This window comes from Thiogranum longum, from assembly GCF_004339085.1.
Taxonomy (GTDB): Bacteria; Pseudomonadota; Gammaproteobacteria; order DSM-19610; family DSM-19610; genus Thiogranum; species Thiogranum longum.
In genome coordinates, this window is the sequence record NZ_SMFX01000001.1 from 2,765,196 (window position 1) to 2,783,799 (window position 18,604).

General features: G+C 58.6%; 17 protein-coding genes and 1 riboswitch. Of the genes, 8 read left to right on the forward strand and 9 right to left on the reverse strand.

What is annotated here, in order from left to right; translation table 11 throughout:
* Positions 1–79: 79 nt before the first annotated feature.
* From DFR30_RS13455 to DFR30_RS13470, 4 genes are read left to right on the forward strand one after another with little or no spacing between them, the layout of a single operon-like run.
* Entirely contained in the window at positions 80–424 is a 345-nt protein-coding gene (locus DFR30_RS13455) for a hypothetical protein (RefSeq protein ID WP_132974091.1), read from the forward strand.
* Positions 417–638 (forward strand): DUF1289 domain-containing protein, encoded by a 222-nt coding sequence (locus tag DFR30_RS13460; RefSeq protein ID WP_132974093.1) that lies wholly within the window; start codon positions 417–419, stop codon positions 636–638. Before DFR30_RS13455 ends, DFR30_RS13460 begins: the two co-directional genes overlap by 8 nt.
* Positions 638–1,924, forward strand: a complete 1,287-nt coding sequence (locus tag DFR30_RS13465) for a M18 family aminopeptidase (RefSeq protein WP_132974095.1) — start codon at positions 638–640, stop codon at positions 1,922–1,924. Before DFR30_RS13460 ends, DFR30_RS13465 begins: the two co-directional genes overlap by 1 nt.
* 33 nt (positions 1,925–1,957) lie before the next feature.
* Complete coding sequence (locus tag DFR30_RS13470; protein WP_132974097.1) at positions 1,958–3,334, forward strand: response regulator; 1,377 nt, start codon at positions 1,958–1,960, stop codon at positions 3,332–3,334.
* A gap of 127 nt (positions 3,335–3,461) precedes the next feature.
* On the opposite strand, the gene thiC is transcribed toward DFR30_RS13470, so the two are convergent.
* The gene (thiC, locus tag DFR30_RS13475) at positions 3,462–5,339 is read right to left on the reverse strand and encodes a phosphomethylpyrimidine synthase ThiC (RefSeq protein ID WP_132974099.1); all 1,878 of its coding nucleotides are present in this window, start codon (positions 5,337–5,339) and stop codon (positions 3,462–3,464) included.
* A 45-nt stretch (positions 5,340–5,384) separates the two neighbouring features.
* A riboswitch (TPP riboswitch) is annotated at positions 5,385–5,482 on the reverse strand.
* An 82-nt stretch (positions 5,483–5,564) separates the two neighbouring features.
* On the opposite strand from thiC, the gene DFR30_RS13480 reads away from it, so the two are divergent.
* Genes DFR30_RS13480 through DFR30_RS13490 form a run of 3 tightly spaced genes read left to right on the forward strand, consistent with a single transcriptional unit; the run spans position 5,565 to position 7,870 of the window.
* Positions 5,565–6,227, forward strand: coding sequence for a protein-L-isoaspartate O-methyltransferase family protein (locus tag DFR30_RS13480; RefSeq protein ID WP_132974101.1), 663 nt, complete (start codon positions 5,565–5,567; stop codon positions 6,225–6,227).
* A 2-nt stretch (positions 6,228–6,229) separates the two neighbouring features.
* The gene (locus DFR30_RS13485) at positions 6,230–6,550 is read left to right on the forward strand and encodes a rhodanese-like domain-containing protein (protein WP_132974103.1); all 321 of its coding nucleotides are present in this window, start codon (positions 6,230–6,232) and stop codon (positions 6,548–6,550) included.
* Positions 6,551–6,556: 6 nt separating this feature from the next.
* Positions 6,557–7,870, forward strand: a complete 1,314-nt coding sequence (locus DFR30_RS13490) for a TolC family outer membrane protein (RefSeq protein ID WP_132974105.1) — start codon at positions 6,557–6,559, stop codon at positions 7,868–7,870.
* Between the two features lie 140 nt (positions 7,871–8,010).
* On the opposite strand, the gene waaA is transcribed toward DFR30_RS13490, so the two are convergent.
* Positions 8,011–9,318 (reverse strand): lipid IV(A) 3-deoxy-D-manno-octulosonic acid transferase, encoded by a 1,308-nt coding sequence (gene waaA / locus DFR30_RS13495; protein WP_132974107.1) that lies wholly within the window; start codon positions 9,316–9,318, stop codon positions 8,011–8,013.
* A gap of 33 nt (positions 9,319–9,351) precedes the next feature.
* On the opposite strand from waaA, the gene lpxL reads away from it, so the two are divergent.
* Positions 9,352–10,284, forward strand: a complete 933-nt coding sequence (gene lpxL / locus DFR30_RS13500; protein WP_132974109.1) for an LpxL/LpxP family Kdo(2)-lipid IV(A) lauroyl/palmitoleoyl acyltransferase — start codon at positions 9,352–9,354, stop codon at positions 10,282–10,284.
* Between the two features lie 184 nt (positions 10,285–10,468).
* Here lpxL and DFR30_RS13505 read toward each other — a convergent pair whose 3' ends face one another.
* The 7 genes from DFR30_RS13505 to glnE form a co-directional block, all read right to left on the reverse strand.
* Entirely contained in the window at positions 10,469–11,506 is a 1,038-nt protein-coding gene (locus DFR30_RS13505; RefSeq protein ID WP_165869216.1) for an ELM1/GtrOC1 family putative glycosyltransferase, read from the reverse strand.
* Positions 11,499–12,209, reverse strand: a complete 711-nt coding sequence (locus tag DFR30_RS13510; RefSeq protein WP_132974113.1) for a polysaccharide deacetylase family protein — start codon at positions 12,207–12,209, stop codon at positions 11,499–11,501. The genes DFR30_RS13505 and DFR30_RS13510 overlap by 8 nt, the downstream gene beginning before the upstream one ends.
* Positions 12,210–12,313: 104 nt before the next feature.
* Complete coding sequence (locus DFR30_RS13515; RefSeq protein ID WP_132974115.1) at positions 12,314–13,429, reverse strand: glycosyltransferase family 4 protein; 1,116 nt, start codon at positions 13,427–13,429, stop codon at positions 12,314–12,316.
* Positions 13,411–14,319, reverse strand: coding sequence for a mitochondrial fission ELM1 family protein (locus tag DFR30_RS13520; RefSeq protein ID WP_207891907.1), 909 nt, complete (start codon positions 14,317–14,319; stop codon positions 13,411–13,413). Before DFR30_RS13520 ends, DFR30_RS13515 begins: the two co-directional genes overlap by 19 nt.
* A 26-nt stretch (positions 14,320–14,345) precedes the next feature.
* Positions 14,346–14,567, reverse strand: coding sequence for a zinc-finger domain-containing protein (locus tag DFR30_RS13525; RefSeq protein ID WP_132974117.1), 222 nt, complete (start codon positions 14,565–14,567; stop codon positions 14,346–14,348).
* Positions 14,568–14,582: 15 nt separating this feature from the next.
* Complete coding sequence (locus tag DFR30_RS13530) at positions 14,583–15,506, reverse strand: branched-chain amino acid transaminase (protein WP_132974119.1); 924 nt, start codon at positions 15,504–15,506, stop codon at positions 14,583–14,585.
* A gap of 116 nt (positions 15,507–15,622) precedes the next feature.
* On the reverse strand, positions 15,623–18,526 hold the full coding sequence (gene glnE / locus DFR30_RS13535; protein ID WP_165869217.1) for a bifunctional [glutamate--ammonia ligase]-adenylyl-L-tyrosine phosphorylase/[glutamate--ammonia-ligase] adenylyltransferase: 2,904 nt from the start codon (positions 18,524–18,526) through the stop codon (positions 15,623–15,625).
* Between the last annotated feature and the right edge of the window lie 78 nt (positions 18,527–18,604).

The window sequence follows — 18,604 nt, forward strand, 5'->3', positions numbered from 1 at the left end:
AGCAGTGAATACCACCACACCTGGCACTGAAACAACCTTGCAGTACCCCGGGCGCTACAAAAACGCTATACTTTGACGCATGCAATGGATCACTCTCGTTCCGGAAGATGCAGGCGTACAACGCCTCAAGGCCGATAACAGGCGCCCCGTCATTACTCGTAATGTCGACGCCGTTTCGCCCTACCCGTCTGCACATGCCCTGCGTATCGGCGAAGGCAACCGCCGCGAATCTGCGCCGCATGGGGAACGCCGTGCCGATGAGCGTCGTGCAGGCGCCGAGCGACGCAAACAACAGGTTCCGGTTTTGCTCGACACACGCAGCAAACACGACCGGCGCGCCATCGACAATCGTCGCACGATTGATGCCACCGACAATAATTCCGATCAGCGTCCCCGGCGCGTACGCCTGAATCTTTATGCCTGACCGGGATGGCTCACCCGCACAGCCGCCCGCCATTAATTCACCCTGCATTCGCAACTGCTGTCTCGATGAAGATGATATCTGCCTGGGTTGTTACCGCAGCCTGACGGAAATCTGCGCCTGGGGTGAAGCCGACGATGCACAACGTCTGAAAATTCTGCACAATGCCACACAACGCAAACAACAACGCGGTCACAACTCGCCGGGAAATACCTGATGGACAGTAACCTGAACTCAAGCCTGCTCGATTTCATCCAGCGCTCACCGACCCCTTTCCACGCCACAGACAATCTGCGCTCACCACTCCTGGATGCCGGTTTTGAAGAACTGCACGAAGCCGAGCGCTGGCAAACCGTTACGGGAGGACGCTACTTTGTTACCCGCAACGGGTCCTCTCTTGTTGCCTTTACACTGGGCGAACAACCCCCATCGGAACATGGCTTCCGCATGGCAGGCGCACATACGGACAGCCCCTGCCTGCACATCAAGCCACAACCCGTGACAGTGCAGCAGGGTTACTACCAGCTGGGTGTTGAAGTATACGGCGGCGCATTGCTCAACCCCTGGTTTGACCGCGACCTGTCTATTGCCGGCCGGGTAAGCTACCAGGATTCCAGCAAAAAACTGGGACATGTACTTGTTGACTTTAAACAGGCCGTCGCCAGCATACCCAGCCTGGCCATACACCTTGATCGGGATGCCAATAAATCACGCAGCATTAATGCACAAAAGCACCTGCCGCCGATCCTGATGCAAACTGATGAGGAGGGCTCCCCGCCAGGTTTCAGGAAACTGCTGCGTGACACGGTTCGCAAGCAACACCCCCGGCTGGATATCGAAGAGGTCCTTGAATTCGAGCTGTCACTCTACGACTGTCAGCCTCCCGCACAAATCGGGCTCAACGGAGACTTTCTTGCTGCAGCACGACTGGACAACCTGCTCAGTTGCTATATCGGACTGCGGGCGTTGCTCGACAGTGACAACAGCCGCTCAAAGCTGCTGGTTTGCAATGACCATGAAGAGGTTGGCAGCACTTCGGCCTGCGGTGCAGACGGCCCGTTCCTGAAGTCGGTTTTACAACGCCTGTGTAGCGACAGCGAATCAATGGCGCGTTGCATTGACCGTTCATGGATGGTTTCTGTCGATAACGCACACGGCATTCACCCGAACTACGCCGACAAACACGATGGTAACCATGGTCCATTGCTGAACCACGGCCCGGTCATTAAAACCAATGCCAGTCAGCGGTACGCCACCAACAGTGAAACGGCAGCACTGTTTCGCCTGCTGTGCGAACGCGCAGGTGTACCCGTCCAGTCTTTCGTGGTACGCAGTGACATGGCCTGTGGCAGCACCATCGGACCTGTAACCGCCAGCAATATCGGTGTTCGCACACTGGATGCAGGTGTTCCGACCTTTGCCATGCACTCCATTCGCGAACTGGCCGGCAGCCAGGATACAGAGTACCTGTACAAGGCACTAAAGGAATTTTTTGTCTACTAAAAAACACCCGTCATCGAGACCCGGGAGACAGTGATGTCAAGACAGAAACGCGTACTGGTTGTTGACGACTCAAAATCTGCCCGGCTGGTGCTACGCCGCATGCTGGAAAAGCACGGACTGATCGTCGACACCGCCGAGTCAGCTACCGAGGCACTGGAATACCTTATCGTTAATCGCCCGGATGCCATTTTCATGGACCACATGATGCCCGGCATGGACGGATTCGAGGCGGTACGTGCCATAAAGGGAAACCCGCAGACAGCCACCATCCCGGTGATGATGTATACCTCGAAAGGCGGTGACCTGTACCTTGGCCAGGCACGCGCACTGGGTGCTGTAGGTGTACTGCCAAAAACTGTGGCTCCTGCCGAACTGTATGAATCACTGAAACGCATCGGCCTGGTCGATGAGCGGCGTAACATTGAAGATGCAGATGAAGCAGACGGTGAATATGCCTCCGAACGCCTGGACGACCTGCGTTCACGAGACTTCCTGGATATTCCGGTTGTAACGGCTACAGCCGGTGACAAACAGACAGATGAAGATGCCCCCGTACCGATACAGCTGCGTCGAATGCTGGACGAGCAGCGCGTGGAAATCCGCAAGGATCTGCTACTTGGTCTGGATACGATTGCAAGGCAGAGTCGTGAAAAAATTGATCGCTTGCTGGATGAGAAGATCGATGCCCTTCGACAGGCATTACCGGTCCCTGTACAGCCATCTATTTTCCCAACTGTGTTGCTGGCGATCCTGTTATTTCTTTCACTGGCCTGGAATTTTTCCTCCCGTCAGTCCACCCCGGGGACGCAACAGCACAAAACAATGGAGCTTGCTGCGGCCAGCACAACGCAGAACCCTGCCGTAACCCCGGCGGATACAAAACGCACCAGCACCCCGGGGAAACCGGCAGACAACACCGGCCCTGCCAATGCGTTATGGCACAGCGTAGGCTGGGCACTCAACCAGGACATGAATTACAGCTGGGATGAAATTGCGCTCGACGGGGCGCGCATGCAAACCATTGCACAATTGCTTTATCAACTCGCCAATTCCGGTTTCGCGGGCAAGTTGATTCTGGAAACACACGTAGGAGAATTCTGCCTGCAAGGCAGTCAGGAAAAGGGCTTTGAACCCGCTCCGGATGATATGCCACTGGACAAGTGCAGTGCCATTATGAACCCGGTGCAGCCTACCAATTCACCATCGACACACCAGTCACTGGCATTTGCGAACCTGATTTCCAGCTCACCCTGGCTACAGGATGGCGCAATCGAAGTGGAGATAGTTGCCGCCCCGCGCAATGAGCCACTGGTTCCCTACCCGCCACGGGAACCGACCACTACAGCGGCTGAATGGAATCGTGCTGCCGCTGCCAACAACCGGGTTCTGGTACGGCTGGTTCCTGAATAGCACAAAGGCTCACAGACTCGTCATTCCGGCGCATGCCGGAATCCAGAAGCTTGTCCGCCACGCACTGGATTCCGGGTCTCCACTGCGCTACGCCCGGAATGACGAACCGGGATTCAGCCAGCCTGGCTTACGCCTTCTTGTATATCTCCGCACCGCCCTTCACGAACTCGACGGATTTTTCCTGCATACCCTGTTTAAGGGCATCGTCTGCCGACATACCGTGTTCACGCGCATACTCGCGAACATCCTGGGTAATCTTCATGGAGCAGAAATGTGGCCCGCACATGGAACAGAAGTGCGCCACCTTGGCGGAATCCTTGGGCAGGGTTTCGTCGTGGTATTCACGCGCACGTTCCGGGTCGAGCGCAAGATTGAACTGGTCTTCCCAGCGAAACTCGAAACGTGCCTTGGACATGGCATTGTCACGCACCTGCGCACCGGGGTGACCCTTGGCCAGGTCCGCGGCATGTGCGGCAATCTTGTAGGTGATAATACCCACGCGAACGTCTTCCTTGTTCGGCAGCCCCAGATGCTCCTTGGGTGTGACGTAACACAGCATCGCCGTACCATACCAGCCGATCTGCGCAGCACCTATAGCTGAAGTAATGTGATCATAGGCCGGCGCAATATCTGTCGTCAGCGGCCCCAGTGTGTAGAACGGCGCCTCGTAGCAATCACGCAGTTCCTTGTCCATGTTCTCCTTGATAAGGTGCATCGGAACATGACCCGGCCCTTCGATCATCACCTGTACATCGTGCTCCCAGGCAATTTTTGTCAACTCACCCAGCGTCTCCAGTTCACCGAACTGGGCAGCATCGTTGGCATCGGCCAGTGAACCCGGGCGCAGACCATCACCCAGCGAGAAGGACACATCGTAGGCCTTCATGATTTCGCAGATTTCAGAGAAACGGGTATACAGGAAACTTTCTTCGTGGTGCGCCAGGCACCATTTCGCCATGATCGAGCCACCGCGCGACACAATGCCTGTCACACGATCCGCTGTCAGCGGCACATATTTCAACCGCACACCGGCATGGATTGTAAAGTAGTCCACACCCTGCTCGGCCTGTTCGATGAGGGTGTCGCGGAACAGTTCCCAGGTCAGGTCTTCAGCCTTGCCGTCGACTTTTTCCAGCGCCTGGTAGATCGGTACTGTGCCAACCGGTACGGGTGAGTTGCGCAGGATCCATTCACGCGTTTCGTGGATGTTCTTGCCGGTAGACAGGTCCATCACCGTATCGCCACCCCAGCGCGTCGACCAGACCATCTTCTCCACTTCTTCGGCAATCGATGAGGTCACGGCAGAGTTACCGATATTGGTGTTGACCTTCACCAGGAAGTTGCGGCCGATAATCATCGGCTCCAGTTCCGGGTGGTTGATGTTGGCAGGGATGATAGCGCGGCCACGGGCAATTTCGTCGCGCACAAATTCAGGCGTTACACGCTCCGGCACACTGGCACCGAAACTCTGACCCTTGTGCTGGCGAAGCAGGCCACTGTCCTTAAGCCTTTCCAGCCGCAGGTTCTCGCGGATGGCCACATACTCCATCTCCGGGGTAATAATGCCCTTACGCGCGTAGTGCATTTGCGACACGTTGGCGCCGGCTTTGGCGCGTCGTGGCTTGCTGATATGCTCGAAGCGCAGTTTGGCCAGTTCCGGGTCGCTGCTGCGCAGGCGTCCGAATTCAGAACTTGGCCCCTCCAGGCACTCACTATCGCTACGCTCCTCGATCCAGCCGGCGCGCAATGCAGGCAGGCCTTCCAGCAGGTTAATGGTTATGTCCGGGTCAGTGTAGGGACCGGAGGTGTCGTACACGGTAATCGGCGGATTACCCTCGGCACCAAAGCTGGCGGCCGTCTCGGCCTGCTCGATCTCGCGCATACCGACACGAATGTCCGGGCGCGAACCTTGTGCGTATATTTTTCGTGAACCGGGAAACGGCCGGGTGACTTCCCCGGAAAGTTCGGTGGTTTTCTGGACAAATTCTTCCGGAATGGCGCTCATGGACGTCCCCCTCTCTCGGGTGGTGGTAGGTAGCGGGGAAAGGCTGATTGCAGAATTCAGCTTCCCTGCGCTGGTATTAACCGGTTCAGGTTCGAAGGGTGTTTCTCAGCCCCGTTGACACAGGAGCACCCCTAGCTGCGCGAACAAAGTAGCTAAAGGGTGGAAGTATTGCAAGCGCACCCTCACGCCAGTACCCTTTGTGCGCCGACGGAGGAAATAACCCTGATGAATGCACTGAATCTGGAAGAAGCCCGCTTCAATATGATCGAACAGCAGATCCGTCCCTGGGATGTGCTTGATGATCAGGTACTTGAAACACTCGCCACTACACCGCGCGAGAATTTCGTGCCGCAGCGTTATCACGCGCTGGCCTTCTCCGATATCAGCATACCGCTGGCGCACGACCAGGTGATGATGCCGCCCAAGCTGGAAGGCCGGCTGCTTCAAAGCCTGCTGCTGAAACCCACCGACAGCGTGCTGGAGATCGGTACCGGCAGCGGTTACCTCACCGCCTGCCTGGCAAAGCTGGCCGGCAGCGTGCATTCGGTCGACATTTTTGCCGACTTCATCGAACAAGCCGGTAGCAAACTCGAGCAGCACGGCATTAACCACGCCACGTTCGAGAACACCGATGCCGCCAGCGGGCTGGATACACCACAGCGCTTTGATGCCATTGCCGTGACCGGTTCTTTACCGATACTGCATCACGGCTTTCACGAACTGCTGACCCCGGGTGGCCGTCTGTTCGTCATTGTCGGCAAGCCGCCGATCATGCAGGCGCTGCTCATCACCCGCACCGGTGAGCAGGAATGGAACGAGGAAAGCCTGTTCGAGATTTCCCTTCCGCCACTGATCAACGCCCCGCAACCCGAGGCGTTCAGGTTCTGAACATGCGCGAGTTCAGCGCCGGTGAACTGAGTGCCTATCTGTGCAATGCGGACTGCAAACCGCTGCTACTCGACGTGCGTGAACCCTGGGAATTCGACAAGGTCAGCATCGAGGGCTCGACCCTGGTGCCCATGCGCCAGATCGGCGAACACATTCATATGTTAAACAGCGATGACGAAATTGTCGTCATCTGTCATCACGGTATCCGCAGTCGTGTGGTATGCCGTTTCCTGGAAAGTGAAGGTTTCAGCAATGTCATCAACCTGTCCGGCGGTATCGCTGCCTGGGCAAAAGATGTCGATTGCCAGATGCCTACCTACTGAGTGCCAATGAAAATACTATTGCTATCTGTGTTTCTACTGCTGACAAGCCGTTTTGCCAGCGCCGCCGACTTGATAACTGTCTATGAGGTTGCCGCGCGCAATAACCCCACACTGTCGGCTGCCGCCGCAAGCCTGGATGCCAGCAGGGAAAGTCATCCACAGGCCTTCGCAGGGCTGTTGCCAAACCTGAACGCGGGCGCCTCAATGAGCCGTTCACGCTTCAAGAACACTGACCCTTCGCAGGATGCCACTTACAGCACTGACAAACAGGCCAGCATCAACCTGGTCCAGCCGCTGTTTCGCTACGACCGCTGGATTGCACTGAAACAGGCTGACAGCACCATCGCCGCTGCAGAAGCCGACTATGCTGCGGCACAGCAGACGTTGATGGTCGATGTGGCGGAACGCTACTTTGCCGTTCTCGACGCACAGGACAACCTGGAATTTGCCCAGGCGGAGAAAAGCGCCATAGGCCGCCAGCTGGATCAGGCAAAACAGCGCTTTGATGTGGGACTGATTGCCATTACCGACGTCAAGGCCGCACAGGCGCGCTACGACATTGCCGTCAGCCAGGAAATTCGCGCTGTCAGCGAACTGGAAGGCAGCCGTGATGCCCTGCGCGAACTGACCGGGGAATACTTCGACAAGCTTGACCTGCTGCGCGAGGACCTGAAACTGGTTCGCCCCGATCCCGATTCACCGGAACACTGGATCGCCCAGGCAAAACAGCAGAACCTGCAGGTCCTGTCGGCAGAAGCTGCCAGTGAAGCCGCCAGACAGGAAATGCGTCGCCAGCGCGCCGGACATTTGCCGACACTCGACCTTAACGCCAGTGCGAGCTACCAGGATGTTAACTTTGGTGGTATCGCACCCATCAAGCGGCAGGACAGCGAAATCGGCGTCCAACTCAACATACCACTCTACCAGGGTGGCTCGGTCAGCTCGCGCACCCGCCAGGCACGCAGCCAGTTCGAAGAAGCCACCCAGCGCCTGCAGGAAGCGGTACGCGCTGCCGAGCTGGCCACACGTAATGCCTGGCGCGGCATCCGCACCGACATCGCCCAGGTGCGGGCACTGGGTGAATCACTGGAGTCCACCCGTGTCGCGGTCGAAGCGGAAGAGGCCGGTTTCGAAGTCGGAACCCGTACCATCGTCGATGTGCTGAACGCGCAGCGTGAACACTACCTGGCACGACTCAACTATGCGCGCGCACGTTCACAGTATGTGGTGGACCAGCTGCGCCTGAAACGCGCAACCGGTATCCTGGCACGTGACGACCTGGTCGAAGTCAATCGCACGCTCACGCCTGCTTCCGAGTGACAGACCAGGAAAAACTACACTTTATTTCCGCTGCATTGTCGTCATTGCGAGCGCAGCGCGGCAATCTGTTTGACCTGGCACCAGACTGACGGAGATTGCCACGCTGCGCTCGCAATGACGGCTTGGTGTAAAGCGACGAATCAGTTTGTCGAGTCGGCGTCTGCCTCCAGCAAGGCCATCACTCGCGCCAGTGCGCCACGATTCCTGTCCAGCACCTGACGACCTGCCGTCAGTTGATGCTGGCGCAATTCACTGTCACCGAGCACTTTCTCCAGCTCACCGGCCAGCGCGCCTTTTCCCTCTATCCGGGTTACGGCACCGGCCATTTCCAGCTGCCGGTAAATATCCGCAAAGTTGCCGGTGTGGCTGCCGGTAATCACAGCGCAATTTGCCTGCAGCGCTTCCAGCGGGTTATGTCCGCCGTGCGCTACCAGGCTGCCACCTGTAAAGGCCACCGGCGCCAGTCCATAGAGATACGTCAACTCACCCAGTACATCCACCACCACGACCTGGCTTGCATTCAGCGCCTGATCCGGTTCACAACCCGCCGCCTGTGCATCACCTTCCAGACCGGAGTACAACACCCCGGCCAGACCCGCGCGCTGGCAAAGGCCGGCCACTTCGGCAGCCCGAACGGGATGGCGCGGTACCAGCAACAGCACGCTTTCCGGGTAGCGCTCCAGTAACTGCTCATGCGCCACGAGCGCCATGCTTTCCTCTCCGGCGTGTGTACTGGCGGCAACCCAGACCGGTTCGCGCCCGTTAAAACGCTGGCGCAAACACGCCAGCCGCTGCTCATAGTCAGCCGGCAGATCGATTTCGTATTTCAGGTTTCCGGCCTGGATCACCTTTTGCGCGGCCATACCGATTTGTACAAACCGTTCGGCATCGGTTTCGCTCTGTGCCGCAACGCCTGTCACGCAGGCCAGTGTTTCCCTCACCAGCGAGGGCACGCGACGATAGCCCCGCAGTGAATGATCCGAAAGCCTGGCATTGACCAGGTAGAGCGGAATGTTACGCCGCTTCAAGGCACGAAAAAGATTTGGCCAGAGCTCGGTTTCCATAACGATGGCTTTTACCGGCCTGACGTGTGCCAGAAACCGCCGGACCGCAAACGGCAAGTCCCAGGGCAGGTATGCATAGCTGACACGTTCGCCGAACAACCGCTTTGCCATTTCACGCCCGGTCGGGGTTGTGGTCGTTATCAGCAACGGCGTTTGTGGATCAGACTGCAGCAGAGCCTCTATGAGTGGTGCAGCGGCGCGCACCTCGCCCACTGACACGGCATGCAACCAGGTTACAGGCACATTCCCGGCTGGCTTGCTGATGTAGCCCAGACGTTCTTGCCAGTGTCGCCGGCTGCCCGGCCGAGAAAAACCACGCCAGCCTGCGCGCAAAAGAACCCACGGCAAGGCAAGATATAAAAGAAAGGTATAAAGGCGCAGCACGCTGCGATCATAACAGCCGCCCGCTTTGTTACAATGGCCGTCGTGCCAACACCACCATCAAGTTTCTCCCTTCGCTACCTTGCGCCACGTTTCTGGCCGACCTGGCTTATGTTCGGGTTACTGCGCCTCGTTATCCTCCTGCCCTATCGCTGGCAGATGCGTATTGGCCGCCTGATCGGCCGGCTGGCGCGACACCTGGCCCGGCAACGCCGGCACATCGCCGACGTCAACCTGGCATTATGTTTTCCGGAAAAAACGCCACTGCAACGCAACGCCCTGCTGAAGGCGCACTTTGAGTCACTGGGTTGCGGCATTGTAGAAACCGCGCTGTGCTGGTGGGGGCGTGAAAAACCACTGCGAGACATTACCCGCCTGGTTGGCCTGCAACACCTCGCAGCGGCGCGCGCACAAGGCCGGGGGGTTATCCTGCTCAGCGCGCATTTCACTACACTGGAACTGGGCGGGCGGCTGCTCGCCCTGCACACGCCGTTTCATGTGCTGTATCGTCAACACAAGAATCCCTTGTTTGAATCCGTGATGCGCACGTCACGCGAACGTCGTTTCGACAAAGCCATTGCCCGCGATGACATGCGCGGACTGCTGGCCAGCCTGAAAGCCGGCATGCCGGTCTGGTATGCACCCGACCAGAACCACGGTGGCAACCAGTCTGTATTTGCACCTTTTTTCGGCGTACAGGCCTCGACGCTCGCCACCTTGTCGCGTATTGCAGAAATCAGCGGTGCAGCGATTGTGCCTTTTTACCCGTCACGTCTGCCGGACGATAGCGGCTACCTGCTTACCCTGTGCCCGGCGCTGGAAGCTTTTCCATCCACTGACAACGTACAGGACGCCACGCGCCTGAATGCCCTGCTGGAAAGCGTTATACGTGAAATGCCTGAACAGTACCTGTGGGTGCACCGGCGCTTCAAAACACGGCCGGCAGGAGAATCCTATCCCTATTCCTGACATATCCCGGCGCATAACAACAACCGACCCCTCGTCATTGCGAGCGCAGCGCGGCAATCTCCTTCAGACTGGCACCAGTCTCAAAAAGATTGCCGCGCTGCGCTCGCAATGACGAGGTACTATATTTGCAATGACGGGGGACTACATTTGCAATGACGGTGGAGTGAGGGAAAGACAGCGGGAATCAGTTTACCGACCATCCCAGCCTGCACACCAGGTCCTTTCCCAACTGACTATCAGGCAAGTGCTCCGGCCTATAACGACGCTCATCGAATAACTCTGGCCTCTCCACCAGTTCGGCAAGCGAAAGCCGGCACAAACGTCCGGCGTCAACATAGTTCAACAGCGCCTGTTCATAACGATTGTCCGGCAGGGCGTGTTCGGGACGAAGGCTGTACACGGGGCGCTGCGCAGACATGGCCTCGGTTAACATGGTCATGCTGTCTTCAGTGACAAACACCTGGTCTGATGCGCCAAGACAGGCCTGTGCCTGAAATTTTTCACCACTCTCACTCCAGCAGGCCCGCGCAAGACAGTCTGTATTGATATAACGTCTGAGCATTTGCTCCCCGACTGCACCGGTCCGTCGTGATGTGGCAAGCAGCCAGCGAATTCCATGCCTGTCTGCCAGCCTATTCATGATGCGCGCGATGTACATCCAGTCGCGCTGTCGGTACCCGTAACCCGCCCCCTTGCCACCCAGCAACATCAGCCAGTAGCGCCGCCCGTCACCCGCCAGTTCCTTGCGCAGGCACTCACCCTGTTCGGCGACCGACTTCAGGTCAATCGTCGTTGGCAGCAGCGGGACAACAAGATTGTTGTTTGCCCCGGGGACAGGCTCGAGCGTCATCACCACACTGAACTGGCGAGCCTGCAAACGGCGCAGGGTGCCGGCAAAGATATTTTTTGCGCCGCTTCGCCTTGCCAGCCAGGCATTGGCGAAAGACGTCTTGCCGCCGGCAGAAACTATCAGATCGCATTGTCCTTCCGGCAAGCTGTTCATACGATAGAACAGTTTCAGCAGTCCGGGCGGGAGCGGGCCATGCGTGTGGTTCAACAGATAGCGTAATGCGTTCCGCGCCAGACCCATGCGCATTTTGAGCTCAACCACCTGTACGTCCAGCGGCATAACCTCGGCAAGCGCATGCACTATCCCCTGCGAGCGACTGTCATGGCCCGGCTGACCGTCGGACAACAACCAGACGCGCTTGCGCTCAGACACCACGCCGGCCCGTTCGCATCCGCTGGCGAAAGGCCAGCATGCTATCCCGACCACTGATCTTGATTCGTGCCAGTTCCAGCGGCTCCCAGCTTGCCGGGTCATCGGCAGCCTCACGCACCGTGACCGCATTGTCATAGCCCGCCTCTTTTACCAACGCGACCTGCCCGGGTCGATATAAACCGAAGGGATAGGCAAAACTGCGCACCGGCACGGCAAAGCGCTGCTCCAGTTGATGCTTCGATTCTGTCAGCTCGCGCTGCAAGGCTGCATCGTCCAGATTGAGAAAGTTGGCGTGCGTCAGCGTGTGTGCGCCCAGCTCGAAATACCCCGAAGCAAGCAGCGCCTCGACCTGCTCGTCGCTTAACTTCGGAACAGCTTTTAATTCATCCCCGTCGTGGTGCGCCTTACGCGACCTCGACCAGTCACGGTCATGCCGGTCGATGACCAGGTAGAGGGTTGCCTTGTAGCCATAGCGTTGCAGTAACGGCAATGCCTGAGTGGCGTTGTCGGCATATCCATCATCGAACGTAATCGCAACAGCTTTGTCAGGCAGATCAGCGCCGCGATCCACCAGCTCGCTTACGGTAAAACCTTGCCAGCCATTGTCCCTGAGCCAGCGCAGCTGCTGCTCGAACCTCGATGGCGAAACACGCAGACCGTTGAAGCGTGCCCCGGCCACCGGGTCGGTTATCATGTGGTACATCAGAATCCGCGGGTAATGTGTGTCTACCGTCGGGCGCCACCACGCATAACGCCAGGAGAACCAGGCCGCGATCAGAACCGGTATACTCCAAAGCGCAATGACCACTAAGGCGCGACCTCGCGGTATACCGCCAGCGTACTGTCCACCATATCCTGAACACTGGTGAAGGCTGCCGGGTCAACCTGTTGTGGCTGCTCCAGCAACTTTCGCGTGGTGGCAGTCAATGCCTTTACATCACCGGCGGGTACCCGTCCATACGGGTAGACGCGGGCCAGGGTTTCGCCGACGCCACCGTGGTCATAACCTGCCACCGGCACACCAAGACTCAGCGCCTCACACACGGTACGACCGAATGATTCCGGTTTACGCGACAGCGAGTACACCAGGTTCGACATCGACAACACATCGCGTAAATCCATCCGGTGACCGGTAAAAGTCACCCGCCCGTCCAGGCCGAGTTTTTTTACCGTGTGCTGCAACTCGTCAGCATAGGCCCTGTGACGCGGGTCTTCCCCGCCGACAATCAAACCATAAACCGGCAGACCGTCTTGTACGAGACTGGCCAGCATGTGCAGGAAGTCGGCATGTCCTTTCAGCCGCGTGATACGTCCCGGCAACGTCAACACCTGGCGTTCCAGCAAGAAGGGATAATCCTGGTACCAGCGGTTGATCCATGAATCGCCCGGGCGAAATCCAAACGGGTAAACATCGGGATCGATCCCGCGCGCTATCACGCGAATGTGCGAAGCGTCTGTTTTCGGGTAGTTATCGAGAATATAGCGACGTGCAGACTCCGACACAGCTATCACCCGCTCGCCCTTTGTCATGATGCGGCTGTAGCGTCCAATAGAATACAAACCGTGCACCGTGGTCACAAAACCTGGCCGCTGCTCCGGTGGCATACCACGCCAGGCCAGCCAGGCCAGCCAGGCCGGCAAACGTGAACGTGCATGCACAATGTCGATTTTTTCTTCCACCATCAAGCGGCGCAGGCGGGATACCAGCCGCAGACTCCACACCGACTTGTGACCGACCGGCAAGCGTATGTGTTCACTGCCCTGTCCGGTCAGACGGCTGACCAGCTGACCACCATCGGATACCACCATGGAACGATGACCTGCTTTCACCAGACCACGGGCGATTTCCAGCGTGCCACGTTCGACACCGCCGGATTCCAGCGCCGGTAACAATTGCAGAATTGTCAGTTTCCGTTCAGCCATTGTTCCACGATCCATTTTGCACTGCGTCCCGCCTCGTCGAGTGGCGGGGCGGCGGGAGGCGTTTGCCAGTCGCCGGGCGCAGCCACCCAGCCACGCGCCACCAGCCTGTCGACACCGGCTGTTATACGGTTACCGGCACGCCGCGTAACGGACAGCAATCCGGTCGGCGCGCCGGCGGTGAGCGCTTCATAAATCATCGATACACTGTCTTCGCTCACTCGCACCTCGGCGGCAGTTGCCAATGCTTCTGCTACAGGGTTATGCGACTCGCCCGGCGACAATAACGTCAGCCCTGCTCTTTCTCCCAGCAAGGCCGTGAACGACCGGGGGGTACGACGTGACACCAGTACGCGCCATTCCAGCTTTGGTCGCGCCACCAGCAGCGTATCGATCTGCGCCAGTACTTCACTGTCTTGCCAGCGGTAGTGCGGTGATGGGCCACCAATCAATATCAAACCCTGATCAGGTGATCTGTTCTGCGAACGGATCTGCGTATTCAGCACACCACTTGTCACCTGCACATTGGTGGCTGCAACGGGTTGGTCGTGTTCGGGAATCAGGCACAGGTCAAACAGTGCGCCAGGTAAACCGGGGCGCATCAGCACCACTGCACGACCACCAAATGCACGGCGCGCCGCCAACAGGTGCCAGTGGGTCGCATGGCCGGCACCAATCAAAAGATCAGGCCGGGGCAATTCATAACCGGCATTGTAACGTCCCGTCAGCCAGGCACCCAACGCTGCTGCCCGCCGCTCGGCCTTCAGCTCATAAACATCGATCTCACAGCGCGCCTGTAATGCCTGTACCAGCCCTGCACTCTGTGCATCATGGCCTGGCTTGCCGTCACTGAACCGCCACAGGACGAACGGTTCGCTGGCACAGCGTTGCACGGGATATTACGACCGTCAGCGGCCGCTCAGTCCTTGAGAATGTAGTCAGCGCCACAGTAAGGGCACTTTGCCCTGCCGGTGGCTTCGATGGGCAGGTATACGCGCGGGTGCGAGTTCCACAGGGTCATGCCATCCATGGGACAGTGCAACGGCAAATCATCACGCGTGACCTCGTAGCAGTTCTCGGCATTGGCTTCTATATAGCGCTTGCTGCCTTCGGCATCCGCCGCGGTATTGGGACTGGGCATATTTTTATCCTCCGTTTATCCGACCAGCGACAGCCACTCGGGGTAATCCTCACGACGGCCGTGCACCTGGTCGAAATACAGGGTCTGCAGTGTTTCGGTAATCGGGCCGCGACCACCGTTACCGATGGTGCGGTTATCCACTTCACGGATTGGCGTCACTTCGGCGGCCGTACCGGTAAAGAAAGCCTCATCCGCCACATAGACCTCATCACGTGTAATGCGTTTCTCGCGGATCTCCAACCCCTGCTCCTGAGCCAGCGTCATAATGGTTTCGCGGGTGATGCCTTCCAGCGCGGAAGTCAGGTCAGGGGTATACAACACGCCATTACGCACAATAAAGATATTCTCGCCACTACCTTCCGCCACATAGCCTTCGGCATCCAGCAGCATGGCCTCGTCGTAACCGCAGGTCAGCGCTTCCTGCAAGGCCAGCATGGAATTCATGTAATTACCGTTGGCCTTTGCCTTGCACATGGTGATGTTGACGTGATGGCGGGTATAGGACGAGGTGCGGATACGGATACCCTTTTCCAGGTTTTCCTTGCCGAGGTAAGAGCCCCACTCCCAGGCTGCGACAATCACGTGCACCTTCAGGTTGTCAGCGCGGATACCCATACCCTCGGAACCGTAAAAACACATCGGCCGCAGGTAAGCAGAACTCAGACCGTTCTCACGCACCACATCAAGCTGCGCCTGGTTGATGGTGTCCTTGTCGAAAGGCATGGGCATCTGCAGGATATGCGCAGAACGGAACAGCCGGTCGGTATGGTCCCGCATGCGGAAAATTGCCGTGCCCTGCTCGGCATCGTAGGCGCGCACACCCTCGAACACACCCATGCCGTAGTGCAGGGTGTGGGTGAGCACATGCGTGGTCGCATCACGCCAGGGGCACATTTTTCCGTCATACCAGATGACACCGTCACGATCGGCCATCGACATCGAACTTCTCCTTCAAATATTTTCGTCATTGCGAGCGCAGCGCGGCAATCTCTTTGGCCTGGCGCCAGATTTCAGGAGATTGCCGCGCTGCGCTCGCAATGACAGGTTAATTACTGTCACTCTTCCATCAACTCGCGCCATAGTTTCACGATCTTGTTGCGCAACCGCTCCAGCCGATCATCCTCGATGACCGGCCGCGCCTCTGCCAGCGTCAGGCGGTGCAGGACGCTGCGGTATTGCTGGTAGGCCTCGATCAGGATCTGGGCATACGCAGACTTGAGCAGGCCTTCCCTCGCCAGCACCTTCAGCAGATTGATGGTGTCGGTGTGACCCAGCAGTGCCGGGTGGGCCTTGCTCCAGCGCAGGACGAGGTATTGCACCATAAATTCGATATCAACGATACCTCCCGGGTCCTGTTTGAGATGAAACCCCGAGCCCGCGGAGCCCAGTTCCTGGCGCATACGCTCACGCATGTCGCGCACTTGCTCACACAGGTCGGGCTGATCCGCGCACGCCGCCAGCACTTTCTCACGCACCCTGCCGAAAGGTTTTTCCAGTGCACGGTCTCCCGCCACCAGCCGCGCCCGCACCAGCGCCTGGTGTTCCCAGGTCCAGGCCTCGTTGAGCTGGTAATCCTCGAATGCCTCGACACTGCTGACCAACATCCCCGAATTCCCTGACGGGCGCAGGCGCATATCCACCTCATAGAGCACCCCCACCGAGGTGAACGTCTCCAGCATATGAATCATGCGCTGCCCAAGACGGGTGAAAAACACCGCATTATCGACCGGTTTCTGGCCATTGGTACGCTGCACACTACCACTACTGTCGTGCAGGAATACCAGGTCGAGGTCGGACCCATAGCCCAGTTCGATACCACCCAGCTTGCCATAACCAATCACGGCAAACGCTACAGGACGCTGTTTACCCCGCACCCTGCAGCGCGGCTCACCGTGACGACGCCGCATTTCTGCCCGCGCGATGGACAGTACCTTTTCCAGCACCACTTCGGCGATAGCCGTCAATTCATCGCTCACCACCATGACTTTTGCAGCACCGGCAATATCGGCGGCGGCGACACGCAGCACCATGGCGTGATGGAACTGGCGTAGACGGTCCATCTGCAGCTCGAGGTCCGAGTGCTCGATATCGCTGAAGCGGCGCTCCAGCTCGACCTCCAGTTCGTTGCGTGACAGCGGCGTATACAGGCTGCGCGGGTCGAGCAATTGATCCAGCAGCATAGGGAAACGGGCGATCTGGTCCGCGATCCAGGCACTGGCCGCGCACAGGCGCACCAGTTGCGATAACACCAGCGGGTGCTCCTGTAACAGCGCGAGATAGGTCGTACGCCCGGCAATATGCTCCAGCACATTGACCAGCCGACCCAGCACACAGGCGGGTTCGGGCTGGCGCGCCACGGCACCCAACACCATCGGCACCAGGGCATCGAACCGCACGCGGCCCTGCACGCCGAGGTGGCGCGGTGCCGTGCCCTGGCGCAGCTGGTTGATGCGGCGCAACGCCTCCTCCGGATCGTCGTAGCCGGTTTCCTTCAGTAACTGCAACGCTTCGTCGCGGTTGCAGCGTTCCAGCCACAGGTTGCGCAGCGGATCATCCTCGTCGGGGGCTTCATGCTGTGGTGAATCGAAGACCCGCTCGAACTGTGTTTCAACCCGGCGGCGATGCCCGTTCAGGGCGGCCACATAGCGTTTCCAGTCCGGGTAATCCATCGACAAGGCCAGTTGAGCGCGCTCAGTCTCGGATTCGGGCAGATGGTGAACCTGGCTGTCATGCAGGGCCTGCAAGTGGTTCTCGCTGCGGCGCAGGAAGTGGTAGGCCGATTCCAGCTGCGCAGCACTTGGCCCGGGTAACAGCTTCAGGTCCACCAGCGCCGGCAGCACATCCAGCACACGACGCTGGCGCAGCCGTGGCTCGCGCCCGCCATGCACCAGCTGGAAGGCCTGTGCAATGAACTCAATCTCGCGAATACCACCCGGCCCCAGTTTGATGTTGTCCTGCTGGTCGCGACGCTCGACCTCGTTGCGGATCTGGCGCTTGAGGTCGCGCAATGCATCGAACGCCTGAAAATCCAGGTAACGCCTGAATACAAACGGCCGCAGTAATTCCATCAGTTCACGCTGGCTCTCGGCATCGCCGCTGACCGGGCGCGCCTTGATCATGGCATAGCGTTCCCACTCACGGCCCTGCGACTGGTAATACTCTTCCAGCGCCTCGTAACTGCACACCAGCGCACCGGCGCTGCCGTAAGGGCGCAGGCGCATATCGACGCGGAACACAAAACCATCGGCATCGTGATTGGACAGCGCCTGGATCAGCGACTGGCCCAGGCGGGTGAAGTACTGTTCCGGGCTGAGCGCACCGCGCTTGCGTGCCGGGCGCGCATCCGGGTAGGTGAATATCAAATCAATATCGGAGGAGAAGTTCAGTTCGTGTGCGCCCAGTTTGCCCATCGCCAGCACCACCAGCGACACCGGCTGGCGGCCGTTTTCCCGCAACGGCGGCGGGGTTTCAGCGGCTTGCCAGTCGTTGAGCCGCTCCAGCGCACCCGCAATACAGGCGTCGGCCAGGTCGGACAGATCGGCGAGCGTTTCCTGTAGCGGCGCCCAACCGGCCAGGTCACGCCAGGCGATGCGCAGCATCTCTCTCTGTCGGGTCTGGCGCAGAACCCGCCTCAGCGTTGGCTCATCCGGGCAGCCCTCCAGTTTCTCTCTCACCCGCGCCGACAGGACCCCGGGCCAGGAATCAGCCAACAGGTCACCACTGTCGAGCAAATCCACGACCCGCTGCGGACGCCTGATACACAGGTCGGCCACAAATTCACTGATGGCAAATAAACGACATTGGCAGCGCTGCAGGGCCGGATCGCGCGTCTGGCGCGCATTTTCTGCCTCTGCAGCCGCGCTGTACCTCTCCCAGCGTTGCTTCGCCAGATCACGCAGGATTTCCGGCAAATCAGCCCAGGGGGCTGTCTGTGCAGGTTTTTTTATTTTTCGCGCCACGATGCTAGAGTAACGCGATCGCCTCTCAAACGCAGCCAGAACGCGTATAACGGCAGGGAATAATCGACATAACCTTGC

Bases quoted from the DNA above. Each gene is read 5' to 3' on its own strand.
- DFR30_RS13470 (WP_132974097.1), top strand. From the start codon at position 1,958: ATGTCAAGACAGAAACGCGTACTGGTTGTTGACGACTCAAAATCTGCC.
- DFR30_RS13515 (WP_132974115.1), bottom strand. From the start codon at position 13,429: ATGGCTGAACGGAAACTGACAATTCTGCAATTGTTACCGGCGCTGGAA.
- DFR30_RS13460 (WP_132974093.1), top strand. From the start codon at position 417: ATGCCTGACCGGGATGGCTCACCCGCACAGCCGCCCGCCATTAATTCA.
- DFR30_RS13455 (WP_132974091.1), top strand. From the start codon at position 80: ATGCAATGGATCACTCTCGTTCCGGAAGATGCAGGCGTACAACGCCTC.
- DFR30_RS13525 (WP_132974117.1), bottom strand. From the start codon at position 14,567: ATGCCCAGTCCCAATACCGCGGCGGATGCCGAAGGCAGCAAGCGCTAT.
- DFR30_RS13510 (WP_132974113.1), bottom strand. From the start codon at position 12,209: ATGTACCACATGATAACCGACCCGGTGGCCGGGGCACGCTTCAACGGT.
- lpxL (WP_132974109.1), top strand. From the start codon at position 9,352: ATGGCCGTCGTGCCAACACCACCATCAAGTTTCTCCCTTCGCTACCTT.
- DFR30_RS13465 (WP_132974095.1), top strand. From the start codon at position 638: ATGGACAGTAACCTGAACTCAAGCCTGCTCGATTTCATCCAGCGCTCA.
- DFR30_RS13530 (WP_132974119.1), bottom strand. From the start codon at position 15,506: ATGTCGATGGCCGATCGTGACGGTGTCATCTGGTATGACGGAAAAATG.
- thiC (WP_132974099.1), bottom strand. From the start codon at position 5,339: ATGAGCGCCATTCCGGAAGAATTTGTCCAGAAAACCACCGAACTTTCC.
- DFR30_RS13485 (WP_132974103.1), top strand. From the start codon at position 6,230: ATGCGCGAGTTCAGCGCCGGTGAACTGAGTGCCTATCTGTGCAATGCG.
- DFR30_RS13480 (WP_132974101.1), top strand. From the start codon at position 5,565: ATGAATGCACTGAATCTGGAAGAAGCCCGCTTCAATATGATCGAACAG.
- DFR30_RS13490 (WP_132974105.1), top strand. From the start codon at position 6,557: ATGAAAATACTATTGCTATCTGTGTTTCTACTGCTGACAAGCCGTTTT.